This is a genomic window from Myxococcus eversor (assembly GCF_010894455.1).
GTDB lineage: Bacteria > Myxococcota > Myxococcia > Myxococcales > Myxococcaceae > Myxococcus > Myxococcus eversor.
In genome coordinates this window covers 239,275-253,592 of sequence record NZ_JAAIXY010000001.1, presented here as the reverse complement: position 1 = coordinate 253,592, position 14,318 = coordinate 239,275, and the positions used below count along the sequence as shown (strand labels likewise).

The following is a 14,318-nucleotide window of genomic DNA, read 5'->3' as shown; positions in this document are numbered from 1 at the left end:
AAGACCGTGCCCGAGGACGGCGGCGTGCCCACTGAGCGGACGCACACCCAACCCGTCCTAGGGAAGGACGAAGCGGATGATGCTCGCCGCGCCCCATTGGCTCAGGACCGGACTGGCGACGAGGGACCACTCGAACGCCGCCGCATAGATGAGGCGCAGCCGGACCGGAGCTCGCACGGACGTGTCTTCGGGCGGAAGGGTTCGAAAGACACGCGCTCCCGCCGTCCTGATGGCTGCCATGGACAACACACCCAGACAGAGCCCCAGGCCCCCCTCAACCCGAGCCGGGCACCGCTGCCCCCGGCCATTTCCGCACCCGCCAGTGCCCCACCCAGGGCATTGGCTCCCGCAAACACACTCAACGCGCCCCACAGACTCACCATGAAGACCTCATCTCGACGAGTTCCTGGTCGTCGCCTCCCGCCCATTCGGCGACGACGGCCCCACCAGACCAACGGCATCCACCAAGAAAGTGGCGCCTCCCTATCTGCCGCATGCATCCATCGCCTATCCTTGGCATCGAATCACCGGCACATGACTCGCGATGGTCGCGGGGATCCACAAGGAGGCACAGGTCATGAATCTATTGCGAAACCTGCCGGGAATCGCGGTAGCCACAGGCCTGCTGATGGGTTGCGGTGGCGCCATGCCAGAGGAAGACGTCACGCCGGCCCCAACCACGCCCGAGTCCTCCACGGGCGACGTCACGGCCCAGGCCCCACCTCCGGACTGTGTCTACTGCGACGACCTCTGTGAGGAGATCGGCTGGTACGCCCCCCAGTGTCGTAACTGCCTGGCCATCTGCGTAGGAGGCAGTCTGGCACCGCGGTAGCGCGAATTCCGGTACGGCGCCCGCCAGGCTGCTCGGGCGTCTCGAAGGGGCCACGACAGGGAAAGGCACGAGGTCTGGCCCCTGTCGTGGCACCTCCTGCCGGCAAGGATTGCCAGGGTCGGCAACCCACGGCGGGCCCCTCCATCGTCGCGCCACACGCGTCCCTCTCAGGACTCCACGCTCGCTGGCTGGCCCCAGCGTTGCAATCCGTTCTGTCGCGACGCTGCTCCACACACCGCGCCACTCGGCGGACTGGGTGGAAGCACTCGCGCCTCACCTCTCAACGGAAGCTGCGTCTGGGTACGCTGCTCGATGGAGTTCGCCATGAAGCTCAAGAATGCGGTGATGGGAGTGGTGCTGTTCACGATGGTGGGCTGCGGTGTGGAGACCACCGAGCCGGTGGCGGAGACTCCGTCCGACGAGTCCACCTCCGCGCGGCTGCTGGCTCGCGTGGAGCGGGACAACGGCAACGTCGTCCAGTTCCTCGAGAGCGCCCCCGGCGAGTTGATGGTCATGGAAGTCGGCACCGCGCCGAACCCTCCGGCGCAGATCGACAAGCTGTCCCCCGTGGACGCCTGGCGCGCGCTCACCGGTGAGCAGGCGGCGCCCGAGGCGCTCGTGGCCGCGCAGGAGCGCGCCAAGCAGCTCACGGCCAGCAGTCCCGTCGTCCCGCTCGTCGTCCAGTCGCCCGTGAGCGCCGGCACCCACTACGGCCCCACCCAGGAGGGCGAGGTGCGTGCCTCCGCCGGATGCGACCCGGTCTGGTTTCACAACACCTTCTGCGCGGCCACCTACGACTGGAAGCAGTGCCTGCTGAACCACCGCAACGGCGCCTATGCGCAGTCGGGCAGCGTGGACTATCACAGGACCGCCGCCTGCTCGATTGACGGCTACATCGTCATCAACGTCCAGGGGCAGGCCGTCCAGGGTATCGGCCCCGGCCAGTACTACTGGTACTGGAAGAGCGGCAGCAACTTCGCCTACCGCTCGGACATCACCAGCGCCTCGGGCAACACGTTCCACTACTTCGTCGGCCTCGACGGCTGATGAATACGGGGCCCGGCAGCTGAGCCCGGGCCCCGTTTCTCCGGGCACGTCCTTCAATCGCCTGTGTCAGTACACGACGGCGATGTCTCGCAGCTCCGGGCCGGAAGGTCCACCGATGGCCGCCTGCTCCGCCGTCGTCGCGGTGCGAGGGAAGAACGTCGCGGCGCCAGTCAGCGGATTCACCTGATACAGCACATAGGGCCCACTGGCCGCCGTGCGGCCCGCCACCAGCGGCAGGCCGTTGTCACCGCCAGCGATATCGAACCCCGCCGCGCCGACGAACGTCACGCCCAGCGCGCCCACGTTGACGAGCGTGCCATTGTTGGGGGGCACCTGCTGGGTCAGCACGTTGTCGTTGCGCTCCAGGTCGAACAACGTCGTCGCCGTCGCGCCCATGACGCTGTTCGTATACGCCGCGCCGAAGACGACGGCAGCCGGCGTCCGGTTGATGGCGCCGTCCGTGGTCGTCGCGCCCGTGTCCACGTTGATGCGCAGGTTCTGCCCCGTGTCGCTCACCACGCGCAGACGGTCCGCCACCGGATTGAAGTCCATGACGAACGAGGCTCCCGACAGGGCGGTGAAGGGGTCCGAGAGGTCGGCGGGGTCGGCGGCCAGGGTGGACTTCGCGGTGACCGCTCCCGTCCGCGTGTCCACCGTGTAGAGCCTCCCCGCGGACGACAGGGCATACATCGTCCGGTCCGCCGGGCGCTGGTCGATGCCGAGCAGCGTCTCTCCCGTTGGCACGCCCGTCACCGCCACCGTCGCGGTCAGGGTGTTGGGCGCGGAGACAGCGGCGCGCACGAGCTGGTTGTCGACGGTGAGGCCGTAGACCGCGGCCCCCACCTCCTGCTTCAGCGCCAGTCCCTTGATGGGCTCCGTCGAGCCGATGGCCGCCAGCTCCGTGGCCGCCGTCGTCGTGTTCGCCGGGGTGATGCGATACAGCCGCTGCGTGCCGTCGACCGTCAGCGCCGCATAGCCGACGTTGGTGCGCGCATCGATGTCGTAGCCATTCACCGCCGAGGCATCCACGCCCAACGCCGCCGGAGAAGAGAGCGTGCCGTTGTTCGGCGGGTCCTGGAGGTAGACGGTGTCGGTTGCCGCATCCAGCACGAAGAGGCGGGTGGTGGCGGTCTCCGCGAAGGAGTTGGTGTACGCCGCACCGGAGACCTGCGCGCCGGAATTGCCACCATTGATGGCACCGTCGGTGATGGTGGCGCCAGTGTCGACGTTGATGCGCAGGTTCTGCCCCGTGTTGCTCACCACGCGCAGGCGGTCCGCCACGGGATTGAAGTCCACGGCGAAGTCGGTGCCAACGAGGCCCGTGAATGGATTGTCGTCCCCGGTCATGGCGGACAGCGTGGACTTCACGGTGGCGACGCCGGTGTCTGGAGCCAGGGTGACGATTCGGCCCCCGCTGGTGAGGCCATACAACCCTGAGTCCGCGGGACGGTAGTCGATGCCCAGCAGCGACTCGCCCTGGTTCAGGCCCGTCACGGCGACAGAGCCCACCAGGGTGCCAGGCGTCGCGCGATTGAAGGACACGAGCGTATTGGATGCGGTCAGCGCGATGACCTCGCCCACCATGACCGGGTCCGGCCCAGCGTCCGTCCCCGCATCCGAGCCAGCGTCCGTCCCGGCATCCATCCCCGCATCGGGAGTCGGCGTGGGGTCATCGTCGTCACTACAAGCCGTGAGCAGGAGCGCGGTGGCGAGCACGGCGAGGACTCTGTACTGCGGACTGACAAGCGTCATGGGCTCCCCTGGAGCGGCAACGGACTGCGTTCCCGAGGCCGTACGCAGGCCCCCCACGAACCGGATTTCCCCCCTGTGACGACGAGCTCCGCGCTGTTCAGCAGCCAACCCGCGACCCGCGATGAAGAAGCGGATGGGCCATTCTTTCGAGGACGTGAAGTTCAACAGGCCCCGAACCCTCCCGTCTATGCTCGGGCCATGAGCCCTTCCGCCGAGCATGAAGCTGGAGCGCCGTCAGGAGCGTCGGGCGGAGGCTATGCGCGTCGAGTGGGCCTGTTCTCGGGGGTGATGCTCGTCATCGGCGGCATCATCGGCTCGGGCATCTTCCTCAACCCCGCCATCGTCGCCCAGCGCGTGCACACCCCCGCCCTCACGCTGGGGGCCTGGCTGCTCGGCGGTGTCGTGGCGCTCATCGGCGCCTTCATCTACGGCGAGCTGGGCCAGCGAATCCCCAAGGCGGGCGGCAGCTACGTCTACCTGCGCGATGCCTTTGGCGAGCTTCCCGCCTTCCTCAATGCCTGGGGAATGCTGCTGATGATCGCCACCGGCGCCATCGCCGCGGTGGCGGTGACCTTCGCCAACTACACGCTGGCGCTGACGGGCCTCTCTGACGGCTACCGGTTTCCGCTCGCCGTAGGCGCCATCATCCTGCTGTCCGGGGTCAACTACTTCGGCGTGCGGCCCGGAGCGCTCACGCAGAACGTCTTCACGGTGCTCAAGCTGGTGGCGCTCGCGGTGCTCATCGGCGCGGGTCTGCTGCTCGCGGGGGCCTCGACTTCGGTGGGGACCACGACGCCCCCAGTGCCTCCGGACTCCATCGTGCTGGCCATTGGCGCCGCGCTCGTCCCCGTCCTCTTCAGCTACGGCGGCTGGCAGCAGACCAACTTCGTGGCCGAGGAGCTGGTGAATCCGGAGCGCAACCTGCCCCGCGCGCTCCTCTGGGGCGTCATCGGCGTGGTGACGGTGTATCTGCTCGCCAACCTCACCTACCTGCGCACGCTCGGAGCGGAGGGACTGGCGGCGAGCAACGCGCCCGCGGCGGACGCGCTCGGGCTGCTGATGGGGCCCACGGGCCGCACGTTCATCACCGCGGGTGTGGCGCTCTCCACCTTCGGGTTCCTCAACCTCGTCATCCTCGTGTCGCCCCGCGTCTATCAGGCGATGGCGGCGGATGGGCTGTTCTTCCCGTGGATGGCGCGGCTGCATCCGCGCTACCACACACCGTCCGCGGCCATCGTCTTCCAGGCGGTCTGGGCCATCCTCCTCACGGGCACGGGGACCTACGGCGAGCTGCTCGACTACGTCGTCTTCGCCGACTGGCTCGTCTTCGGCGCCACGGCCGCCACGCTCTTCGTCTACCGGGCCCGGGAGCGCGAGGGACAGGTGCCTCGCGTGTCGTATCGCGTGCCGGGTTACCCCGTCACACCCCTGCTCTTCATCGCGGCGGCGGTCTACGTCGTGGTGGGCTCCACGGCCTCCAATCCCCTCAACGCGCTCAAGGGCACGCTGCTGCTCGGCGCGGGCGTGCCCGTGTTCCTCTACTGGCGCAGGCGCAGGGACGCGCGCGCCACGGTCTTCGCCGCGCCGGATTAATCCCCGGGGAATCACACCCGAAAGCCCCGCACCGTCTCCAGCCCGCTCCTTGAATCGAGCGAAGGGTTGGCGACATGCGTCTGGGTTTTTCTTTGAAGTCCGCTGCGTGGCACGGAGTGCTCCTCGGGGGACTCCTCGCGCTCTTCACGGGTTGCCAGGGCGAAGGCATCGAGGTGGACGGGAGCCTGCCCGTCCTCCAGCAACGGCTCGCGCCCCTGAGGGAGCAGTCCTGTCAGGAGATCAAGAGCGCCCAGCCCCAGGCCATGGACGGTGAATACATCCTGCACTTCATGGGGGACGCCGCTCGGCCCTGGAGAGCCTGGTGCCATGACATGGCGGGCACCCCCACCGAGTACCTCCCGCTCCCCGAGAACGGCCTCCACTCCAACTTCGCCCAGTACACCGCGGGTGGCGCGGCGACTGGCACCAGCGTCCGCACCGTCTTCTCCAGGCTGCGCATCGACCCCGTCACACTCAAGGTCGTCACGTCCGACCAGCGGTTCGCCAGGTCCACCGGCGCGCTCTCACACAATGGCCAGGCCAACATCTCCACCATGCCCTACGCCACCGCCATGTCCTGCGACTGGGGTGACTCCGGCAGGGCCAACATCGACTTGCGCGGCACCCCGTTCAAGGTGGCTTCCAACTCCTTCGTGGCGAGTGGTTTCAGCCAGCGAGGCACCGCGTCCTACAGCTTCGTCGACCAGGTCGTCTCCATCACAGGCGGTGGCTACTGCGGCTGGATGGCTCCTCTCGGCGCCGACCCCGCCCTCGGCGGCTCTCTTCCCCTCTTCTATGCCCATCCGCCCACCACGTGGACGCCTGTCGTGCGCGTCTATCCCTCCGGCGGTGCGGAGCCCTTCGCGCAGCCGCTCCAGCCCGGCTGGTACGACCAGCAGAAGCTCACCGTCGGCAATGACACCATCAGCTCCCTCCATGTTCCACGAGGCTGGGCCGTCACAATCTATGAGCACGCGGGCTTCTCCGGCAGCTTCACCACCGTCACTTCCGACACAATCCTGACGGGCACTGGCTGGGACAGACAGACCTCCAGCATCCGGGTGGAAGCCCCCGTCACCCTCTATTCCCAGCACGAGTTCAAGGGGGCCCGTCAGGCGCTGCGCGCGGGTCGCTATGACATCAACCAACTGACCTTGGGCAATGACACCGTCCGCTCCCTCAAGGTGCCCGAGGGCTTCCAGGTCACCCTCTACGCGGACTCGGGGTTCTCAGGACAACGCATCGTCCTCACCCAGGACACGGACCTCTCCGGCAACCTCCTCAACGCCACGGCGTCCAGTCTCGTCGTCGAGTCCACCACCTCCCGTCACAACAACATCCTCTCCGGACAATGGCGCTCCTCTGGTGGTCAGAGCCCCACCAGCACCGCCAACCGGCAGTTCCTCGTCGAGTACTCCGGCCCCCCCGACATCGTCACCTTCGACCTCGAAGCCGATATCGTCGGTCCCTACCTCTACCTCCTCGACTCCAGCGGACGCGTGCTCGCGGAGGCGAACAACTCCAATGGCGGCTCACGCGCGCACATCGCCTGTTACCTCCAGCCCGGCGGCTACAAGCTCGTCGCCGCGACGACCCAGGTCGGGGAGACGGCCGATTTCACGCTCCGGTCCGACAAGGCCCGGCTCCGCTATCCGCTGCGCCTCTCCGTCCAGGCGGTGAGCACCTTCGATTGGGTCTACGACGACCACAACACCGGAGCGAACCACGACATCTCCGTCTGGCGTCCCAAGCTCGACAAGTTCCCGGGCTACTACTCCCTGGGCGACGTGGCCTTGCCCTCTCACGGCACACCGGCTCGGATGACCTTCGCCGTCTCCGGTGAGGGGGACCTCCTGGCGCCTCCCATCGACTACGACTTCGTCTGGGATGACAAACACACCGGCGGCTCTCACGATGCCAGCTTCTGGCACCCCAAGCCCGCTCCTGGCTATACCTGCCTCGGCTCGGTGGCCACCCTGGGCTATGACAAGCCCTCCACCCAGCTCGTCCGATGTGTCCGCAGCGAATATGTCCTGCCCGCCAGCCCCGCCTGGCTCTGGGACGACCAGGGCTCACATGGCTATAGCGACGGCACTGTCTTCCAGGCCAATCCCATCGACCACCGGACCCTGACCGTCTCCTCCATGGTGGGCCAGGTGGGTTATGGCGGCGCCAATGCCAGCCTTTTCTGGGCCCTCAACAAGAGCGCCCTCGCCAACCCCGAGCTCCAGGGCGCACCAGTCGATGACCTCACCGTCCTCCAGTACGCGCCCATGGTCTGGCTCCATCCGGACGAGTATTACTGGCCGTCATCCGCCGAGTTCTTCCTCGCGAACGTGAAGCCTGTCGGGTACTACCTGGAGACGAAGGAGCCACTGGGCTGCGCCTCCTGTACAGACCCCGCGTTCCTGACCGGCCAGCGTCCGGACCCGACGACCCACGTGCCGATGTATGCGCAAATCATCCCTCGCACGCAGGCCGGAAATCCGACCCAGACGACCGACGTCGTCTACTGGATGTTCTATCCCTACAACGGGGGCAAGCGTGTCTGCATCGGCACCTACAATGCCGTGCATAAATGCATCGGGAGGTTCTCGACCTTCGGCAACCACGTGGGTGACTGGGAGCATGTCACCGTGCGCTTCGTCGAGGGGCGACCGACGCAGGTCTACATGGCGCAGCACGCCGAAGGGCAGCTCTTCTCCTTCGGAGACAAGGCGCTGAGCCTGCTGAACTTCCACCCGGAGACCTATGCGGCCTTTGGCTCGCACGGCGTCTATGCGGACAGCGGCTCGCATCCCTACAGGACGTTCTTCAACGGCGAGGTCCTGAGCGACGAAACAGGGCGAGGCACGCCGTGGCCCGGGTGGGTCAACCCCGTCATCATCCCCTGGCAGCCGCTGGGAACCTATACCTCGACGAACGGGCCAGGGTGGATGGACATCACCCTCCAATGGGGCAACCCCCCGGATGGCTGTGACAACATCATCTCGCAACACTCGGATGAGTGCATCCGCAACGGCGGGCCCAGCGGGCCCATGCTGAAGGGCGTCTCCAATCCGGAGGCGATGGGCATGGAGTAGGTGAACGGCGGGGCGTGCTCAAGAATCGGAAGCCTCAGGCCCGAGGAGGCTGGGCCGGGAACTCCCGGGCATGGATGGTTCGCACCTGGTCCAGGACAGCGCGCCCCTGCGTCTGGAAGCCCAGCCTGGTCGCCTTCCCCTGGACGAGGTAGGCACCCGGTGGCTCCCGTCTGGCATTCCCGAGGGCCGCGTCGTACAGCAGCGACGCGCCCTTCGTGGGGGGCGGGAAGAAGAGCGTCACGATGGGCCGCAGCCAGAATGGGAGGCCCGACGGCTTGCCGGCCCGCTGTGTGTTGTTGCCTCCCGGGTCCACGCTGAGGAGTCGGATTCCCTCGGCGGCGAGCTGGGGCGCCAGCTCGCGCGTCCACAGCGAGAGCGCCAGTTTGGTCGTCGAATACGGGCCCAGGAGCATCTTGAAGTTCGAGGGACGCTCCAACGCGCCCGGGTCGAAGGCCTTCGTCCGCAGGAACACGGCCGAGGAGGTGTTGATGACCGTCTTCAGCTCCCCCCGGTGGAGCAGCTCTCGCAGCTCCATCAGCAGGACGTACGGCGCCACCGTCTGCAGTTCGTAGTGGACCTCGCGTCCCTGCTTGGAGAACGCGAGCGTCGGGAAGCTGCCGCCCGCGTTGTTGAACAACACGTCGATGCGTGCCTCCCGCGCCTTGAGCTCACCGAGCACGGCGCGAAGCGCGTCGAAGTCCGTCAGGTCGGCCGTGTAGACGCGCAGTCGACCCGTGCCGACAGCGTCCTTCAGGAGGACATCATCCTCGGGAAAGGCGGAGCGGTTCACCGCGATGACCTGCCAGCCCGTGGACAGGAGGCTGCGCGTGAGCGCCAACCCGATGCCCGCATTGGCCCCCGTGACGAGCGCGACCTGCTCGCCCGCCTCCGAATCCTTGGGGACGCCTTCTTCCTGGCGACGCGCTTGCGAAACATCGGTGTGCCCAGTCACGTGACGGCTCCCAGGTAGGAGGACGGCCCAGGCCCGCTCCACGGAATGGAAACGGATGGGGCATCCACTTCTGCCCATTGAATACGGGGCGGCTGGTGGATTTTCAAGCCATTCGGATAAAGAATCCGTTTCCCTGGCCGTTAGGATGGCCGCATGAAGAAGCAGGAGAAGCCGCCACTGCGCGTGGATGCCGCTCGCAACCGGGAGCACGTGCTGGCCATCGCCCGGGAGCTGATGGCCCAGGGGGATGCGTCCCTGCAGTTGAACCAGGTGGCTCGGGCCGCGGGCGTGGGGGTGGGAACGGTGTATCGCCACTTCCCCACCCGACAGGCGCTCCTGGAGGCCCTGGTGAACGAGCACCTCGAGTCCCTCGTCGTGCAGGCACGGGCAGCCGAGGCCGCGAGCGAGCCTCGCCAGGGACTGCATCATTTCCTCCGGGCCGTCCTGAAGCTGCAACTGGCCGACGTGGGGTTGGCGGAGGTCCTCAGCACGCAGGAGGACGCGCTGCCGCAGACTTCGAAGCTGAAGGCCGAACTCGGCGTGGCCACCCAGCGTCTGCTGGCCCGTGCCCACCGAGCGGGAGCCATCCGGACGGACGTTGGCGTCGACGACGTCCGTCGGCTGATCTGCGGCGTCGTGCATGCCGTGCGCATCGGAGGAGAGCCCAGGGCCGCGAGCGAGCGCTACCTGGGCATCCTGATGAGCGGAATGTCAGCGCCCACCCGGCGAGAGGATTGACCTGGGCAACTCTCCACGGCGCCCCAGGCTGGACGAGGACTCGCAGCCGTCGGGACTCGGCCCGCTGTGGCCCGCACGACGCGCTCAATCCCGACGTGACGAAGAGAGATGCGCGAGCACCTGCTTCGCACGCGCGCTCAGAGAGCCCTCGACCTCGAGCACCTCCACGTCAAAGGCGTAGGCCCCATCGAGGAGGAGTTCCTTCAGCTTCTCGTCGACCGCCACGCGCAGGTCGTTGTCGTCCGAGACGGAGCAGGAGATGCGGTCCGGGCGCTCAATCCCAACCAGGACAATGAGGTCGAGCCCCTGGACCGCTTCGCGCACTCGCGGGAGCCACGCCTCGACGTCGAACGCGTCGCTGTCCTCATGGGCCAGCAGATAGCCGATGAAGTCGACCGGACAGCGGTCGAACAACACGTCGCGGGGAGCGTCCTCCAGGTTGGCGATGGACCGCGCGAGCTGCGCCTCGAAGTCCTCGACCGAAGGGGGCTGCGGGAACTCGTGCCCCTCTTCTTCCAGTTGGTGGTACGGCTCATCCACCGTCACATAGGTGGGAAGCTGCTCGGACAGCTCGTCGATGAGGGTGGACTTCCCCGCGCGATGCGTCCCGGATACCGCGATTCGCATGCCTGACGCTCTAGCAGGAGGAAGAAGCCGTGCGCAGAAAATGGAGGCCCGGGGTTCCCTGTGCAAGAGACGCCATGGCCGGCACTGGTGTCTCGCGCTTCTTCTCCTGAAGGGGAGCCCCAAATGCTGCGTTCGTGTGTCTTGATGGCAGTCGCCCTGCTGGCACTCAGTGCGTGTGGTGACAGTGATTCCCAGTCCCCAGAGGAGCCGGGGCATGTCGAGCCTCCTGGCGACAGTCAACCCGACCATCGTCCCAACGTCGCGGGCACGTATGACGTCACGGGAACCATGAGCATCGTCCTGAATGGACAGACAGACGTCTCGTCCATCCTGGATGTCGTTCGAATCGAGGCCCCTGCCAGGAATCCTGGCCGGGTGCAGATCCATCTCGGCGGGATGGACTGCGGCGCTGGCATCCGCGCGACGATGACAGGTGAGACCACCTTCTCCGTCAACGAAGGCGAGTGCCCGCTTCCCCCCGAGGCCGGCTGCACCTCCAGCTTCCGTATCAACGGGGGCAGCGGCACCCATCCGATGAATGGCGCCCTCCAACTCGGACTCCGAGGGCAACTCGAAGTGCGATGCGGCACCCAGTCCGCGAGTGCGCCAGTCTCCATTGACGTCTCCGGCTCGCGCACGGGCCAAGCACTCCCGGACACACGGGCCCAGGTCCTCATCCTGGGCGCGGACCTGGCCACCACCGTGCGCCAGTTCGCGGACGACATACGCCCCTGACTCGTTTCGGGGTGCGCGGACAACGGGTCACGACTGCTGGTGGCGGTAGTCCTGACGATGCCCACGGCTTGCGGAGGCTCCGCCCTGGATGCGGACCCGGATGTCTGTTCGCGGGGGTCTCAATCGAACGGGAGGTTCGGGGGCAGTCGAAGCACCATGGACACGCTCACTTCGGAACAGCGGCGCGCTGGAAGGCCTCGCGTGCCCGCTGAATCTCCGGTCGGTGGCGCTGCGCCCAGATGGCCAGCTCCGTCACCGGCTCCAACAACGTTCGTCCCAACTTCGTGAGCGCGTAGTCCACGCGCGGCGGCGTCGTCGGAAAGACGGTCCTCGACACGAGCCCATCGGATTCGAGCCCCCGCAGCGTGAGCGTCAACATGCGCTGGGAGATGCCTTCAATGGCGCGCTTGAGCTCGCTGAAGCGCACCGCGCCGTCACCCAGGTTGACGATGACCATGACGCTCCACTTGTCCCCGATGAGGCTCAGGATTTCACGCGTCGCGACGCAGTCGTCGACGAAGCGCTTGGTCATCTTTCCGTTCCCTAGTGACTTCAATGTGCCTCCTTGTCCGGCATCCGCGAGCATGGAAGATAGGCGAGGTCTCTGAACCCGGAGGTACGCCATGACGACCGCGTTCGGCGGCAGCGCGAAGGCATCCAAAGCCCTCCCCATCGGCCTGTGGGTCACCCAGGCCCTCCTGGGTCTCATCTTCGCCGGCACGGGCGTCTGGAAGCTCCTGACGCCCATCCCCCAGCTCGCCGCGATGATTCCGTGGGCGGGACAAGTCCCGGCGGCGTTCCTCTACGCGACGGCCGTGGTCGACCTGCTCGGCGGGCTGGGCATCGTCCTGCCCTCGCTCACGCGAATCAAACCGGGCCTCACCGTCCTCGCCGCGTTGGGCTGCGCCGCGCTCCAGGGCTCCGCCATCCTCTTCCACATCTCGCGTGGCGAGTCGGCGAACACCCCTTTCAACTTCCTGCTCGTGGGGCTCTCGCTCTTCGTCGCCTGGGGGCGGCGCTCCAGAGCGCCCATCCCACCTCGGGGTTGAAGAACACCCGGGCTCGCCCCTCGACGGCGAGCCCGTGCGCTTCGCTCCTCACCGAGCACCCTCAGGCCTTCGCGGGCTTCTGCTCCTTCTCGGCGCCCTCGTCGCGGCCGTGCACCGCCGCGGGTGGACTGGTGGCCTCCACCGCGGAGAACGTCTCGAGAATCTTGTACGTGTGACTGGAGCCCCGCGGCACGAGCCACGAGTCACCCGCGTTGAGCAGGATGACCTGCCCCTCCAGGTGCAGCTCCGCGCGGCCCTTCAGCACGAAGCCCACCGTCTCGTAGTCGCGCGGAGCGGCGGGCCGGGGCTCGCCAGGTGGCTCGTCCTCCCACAGTCGCATGGACACTCGCACGCCGGAGGCCAGGTACTTCTGCCCCATGTCTCCCCGGGGTGAGTGCCGGCTCTCCACCTTCTTCACGCTGGTATCCCCCATGCCTTGGTCTCCTTCGCCCTCGGGCGTCAGGCGGCGGATGCGCCGCGCTCAGCCCTGAAGGTAAGGAATGAGGAAGGGCTCGACGGGGCCCGTGGCGACGCTCGCCCGCTCGACGGGCCAGGGCGCACCAAAGACGAAGGCCCAGCCTTCCCTGTGGGAAGACCGGGCCTCGGGCTCACTCAAGGGTGGCCAGGAATGACGCGAGTCCTTAGGGGGCCGCGCGAACGTTCTGGGCCTGCAGCCCCTTGGGGCCACGGGTCACTTCGAACTCCACCCGCTGACCCTCCTGGAGGGTGCGGAAGCCATCCATGTTGATGGCCGTATGGTGGCAGAACACGTCCTCACCGCCCTCTTGAGCGATGAAGCCGAAACCCTTGGCGTCGTTGAACCACTTCACTGTACCGAGTGCCATGTGACCTTCTTCTTTCTGCTAGACGGTGCCCCGGGACCAGCCGGACCACCAGTGCGGGGCGGACATCGCTCCGACACTGCCGCGACAATCTACCTCCCGGACTCCTTTGTCCACCCGACCCCCGCCCAGCGGGCAGGCGGTCGTCGTACAGAGGACAATCCGAGACGCTGAAAATCGCTCGGGAGATGAACAGACCACATTCGCGTCTTCATCCCGCCGGCGCCCGCGGCCCTTCACGTTTCTTCATGCGGCTCCGGCGCGCCCTTCACACCCGTCTTCTACCTTCCTCTCCGTCAAACAACGGCGCGCCCGCTTCGGGCTGCCCCATTTGAAGGAGCAGGACCCATGTTCGGATTCTTGTTTGGGACCGCGTGCCTCGCGGGCCTCATCTACACGGTGCGGGGCGGTCGTCGCTGGCGCCACCACGGCCACAGGCGCGGCAGCCGGTTCGGCTGGCGGATGAGGCTGCGCTGGCTGTTCGAGCGGCTGGAGACGTCGCCCGGCCAGGAGAAGGTCATCATCCAGGCCACCGAGGAATTGACGGAGGCCTTCGACAAGCTGCGCGACGAGGTGAGCCCCAGCCGCTCCGCCCTGGGCACCGCGCTGCGGGGTGAGCACTTCGACGGCGCCGCGCTGCGCGAGCTGTTCGCCCGGCACGACGTGGCGGTGGAGAACGCGCGCGGCACGCTCCAGGGCGCGCTCTCGCAGGTGCATGAAGCGCTGGATGCGCGCCAGCGTCGCGAGCTGGCGGATATCCTGGAGCACGGCTGGGGGCATGGCTGGCGCGGAGGCCCGGGCTGGCAAGGACGCCACTGCGGCGGGCGTGGCGGCTGGCGCGGTGACGACCAGCGGATGGTGTGAGCCGCCGTCTCCCCTCCCCTGAAAGGAACGAGGAACTCCACCATGCGCCGTCGCCTGCTCATCGTCCTGCTCGCCCTGGGAACCTTCGGAGGTTATGCCTCCGGCTTCGCCAGCGTCGCCCGCCACCGTCGCCACTGTCAGGCGGGCGAGGGGTCTGAGCGCTGGGGCTCTCGGGGCCCCTGGGCCCATTCGCCCCCGCCTCCC

14 protein-coding genes are annotated in these 14,318 nt (G+C 67.4%); 8 read left to right on the top strand and 6 right to left on the bottom strand.

Going from position 1 to position 14,318, the window contains the following annotated elements; translation table 11 throughout:
• Window positions 1-577: 577 nt before the first annotated feature.
• Window positions 578-832 carry a hypothetical protein gene (locus G4D83_RS01015; protein ID WP_163861533.1) on the top strand — a complete coding sequence of 85 codons (255 nt, stop codon included), beginning with the start codon at window positions 578-580 and terminating at the stop codon, window positions 830-832.
• A gap of 324 nt (window positions 833-1,156) precedes the next feature.
• Complete coding sequence (locus G4D83_RS01010; protein WP_163861530.1) at window positions 1,157-1,879, top strand: hypothetical protein; 723 nt, start codon at window positions 1,157-1,159, stop codon at window positions 1,877-1,879.
• A gap of 66 nt (window positions 1,880-1,945) precedes the next feature.
• On the opposite strand, the gene G4D83_RS01005 is transcribed toward G4D83_RS01010, so the two are convergent.
• Entirely contained in the window at window positions 1,946-3,631 is a 1,686-nt protein-coding gene (locus G4D83_RS01005) for a DUF4394 domain-containing protein (RefSeq protein ID WP_163861528.1), read from the bottom strand.
• A gap of 198 nt (window positions 3,632-3,829) precedes the next feature.
• On the opposite strand from G4D83_RS01005, the gene G4D83_RS01000 reads away from it, so the two are divergent.
• Together G4D83_RS01000 and G4D83_RS00995 are read left to right on the top strand one after the other, a co-directional pair.
• Window positions 3,830-5,224, top strand: a complete 1,395-nt coding sequence (locus G4D83_RS01000; protein ID WP_163861525.1) for an APC family permease — start codon at window positions 3,830-3,832, stop codon at window positions 5,222-5,224.
• A 74-nt stretch (window positions 5,225-5,298) separates the two neighbouring features.
• Window positions 5,299-8,307: a Vps62-related protein gene (locus tag G4D83_RS00995; protein WP_163861522.1), complete on the top strand. Its 3,009-nt coding sequence runs from the start codon at window positions 5,299-5,301 to the stop codon at window positions 8,305-8,307.
• A 34-nt stretch (window positions 8,308-8,341) separates the two neighbouring features.
• Here the strand turns inward: G4D83_RS00995 and G4D83_RS00990 are convergent, their stop codons facing one another.
• A complete protein-coding gene (locus G4D83_RS00990) occupies window positions 8,342-9,259 on the bottom strand; it encodes an SDR family NAD(P)-dependent oxidoreductase (protein WP_176434781.1) in 918 nt (305 codons plus the stop codon).
• Between the two features lie 153 nt (window positions 9,260-9,412).
• Here G4D83_RS00990 and G4D83_RS00985 point away from each other — a divergent pair, with 153 nt between their 5' ends.
• A complete protein-coding gene (locus G4D83_RS00985; RefSeq protein ID WP_163861516.1) occupies window positions 9,413-9,997 on the top strand; it encodes a TetR/AcrR family transcriptional regulator in 585 nt (194 codons plus the stop codon).
• An 84-nt stretch (window positions 9,998-10,081) separates the two neighbouring features.
• Here G4D83_RS00985 and G4D83_RS00980 read toward each other — a convergent pair whose 3' ends face one another.
• Entirely contained in the window at window positions 10,082-10,624 is a 543-nt protein-coding gene (locus tag G4D83_RS00980) for an AAA family ATPase (protein ID WP_163861513.1), read from the bottom strand.
• Between the two features lie 288 nt (window positions 10,625-10,912).
• Between G4D83_RS00980 and G4D83_RS00975 the strand changes: the two genes are divergently transcribed.
• Window positions 10,913-11,359, top strand: coding sequence for a hypothetical protein (locus tag G4D83_RS00975; protein ID WP_205522545.1), 447 nt, complete (start codon window positions 10,913-10,915; stop codon window positions 11,357-11,359).
• Between the two features lie 166 nt (window positions 11,360-11,525).
• Here the strand turns inward: G4D83_RS00975 and G4D83_RS00970 are convergent, their stop codons facing one another.
• Window positions 11,526-11,891 (bottom strand): winged helix-turn-helix transcriptional regulator, encoded by a 366-nt coding sequence (locus tag G4D83_RS00970; protein ID WP_163861507.1) that lies wholly within the window; start codon window positions 11,889-11,891, stop codon window positions 11,526-11,528.
• A 91-nt stretch (window positions 11,892-11,982) separates the two neighbouring features.
• Between G4D83_RS00970 and G4D83_RS00965 the strand changes: the two genes are divergently transcribed.
• A complete protein-coding gene (locus G4D83_RS00965; RefSeq protein WP_163861504.1) occupies window positions 11,983-12,408 on the top strand; it encodes a DoxX family protein in 426 nt (141 codons plus the stop codon).
• A 61-nt stretch (window positions 12,409-12,469) separates the two neighbouring features.
• Here G4D83_RS00965 and G4D83_RS00960 read toward each other — a convergent pair whose 3' ends face one another.
• Together G4D83_RS00960 and G4D83_RS00955 are read right to left on the bottom strand one after the other, a co-directional pair.
• The gene (locus tag G4D83_RS00960; RefSeq protein WP_163861501.1) at window positions 12,470-12,841 is read right to left on the bottom strand and encodes a cupin domain-containing protein; all 372 of its coding nucleotides are present in this window, start codon (window positions 12,839-12,841) and stop codon (window positions 12,470-12,472) included.
• A 208-nt stretch (window positions 12,842-13,049) separates the two neighbouring features.
• The gene (locus G4D83_RS00955; protein WP_163861499.1) at window positions 13,050-13,253 is read right to left on the bottom strand and encodes a cold-shock protein; all 204 of its coding nucleotides are present in this window, start codon (window positions 13,251-13,253) and stop codon (window positions 13,050-13,052) included.
• Between the two features lie 345 nt (window positions 13,254-13,598).
• On the opposite strand from G4D83_RS00955, the gene G4D83_RS00950 reads away from it, so the two are divergent.
• On the top strand, window positions 13,599-14,114 hold the full coding sequence (locus G4D83_RS00950; RefSeq protein ID WP_163861496.1) for a periplasmic heavy metal sensor: 516 nt from the start codon (window positions 13,599-13,601) through the stop codon (window positions 14,112-14,114).
• The last annotated feature ends 204 nt before the right edge of the window (window positions 14,115-14,318 follow it).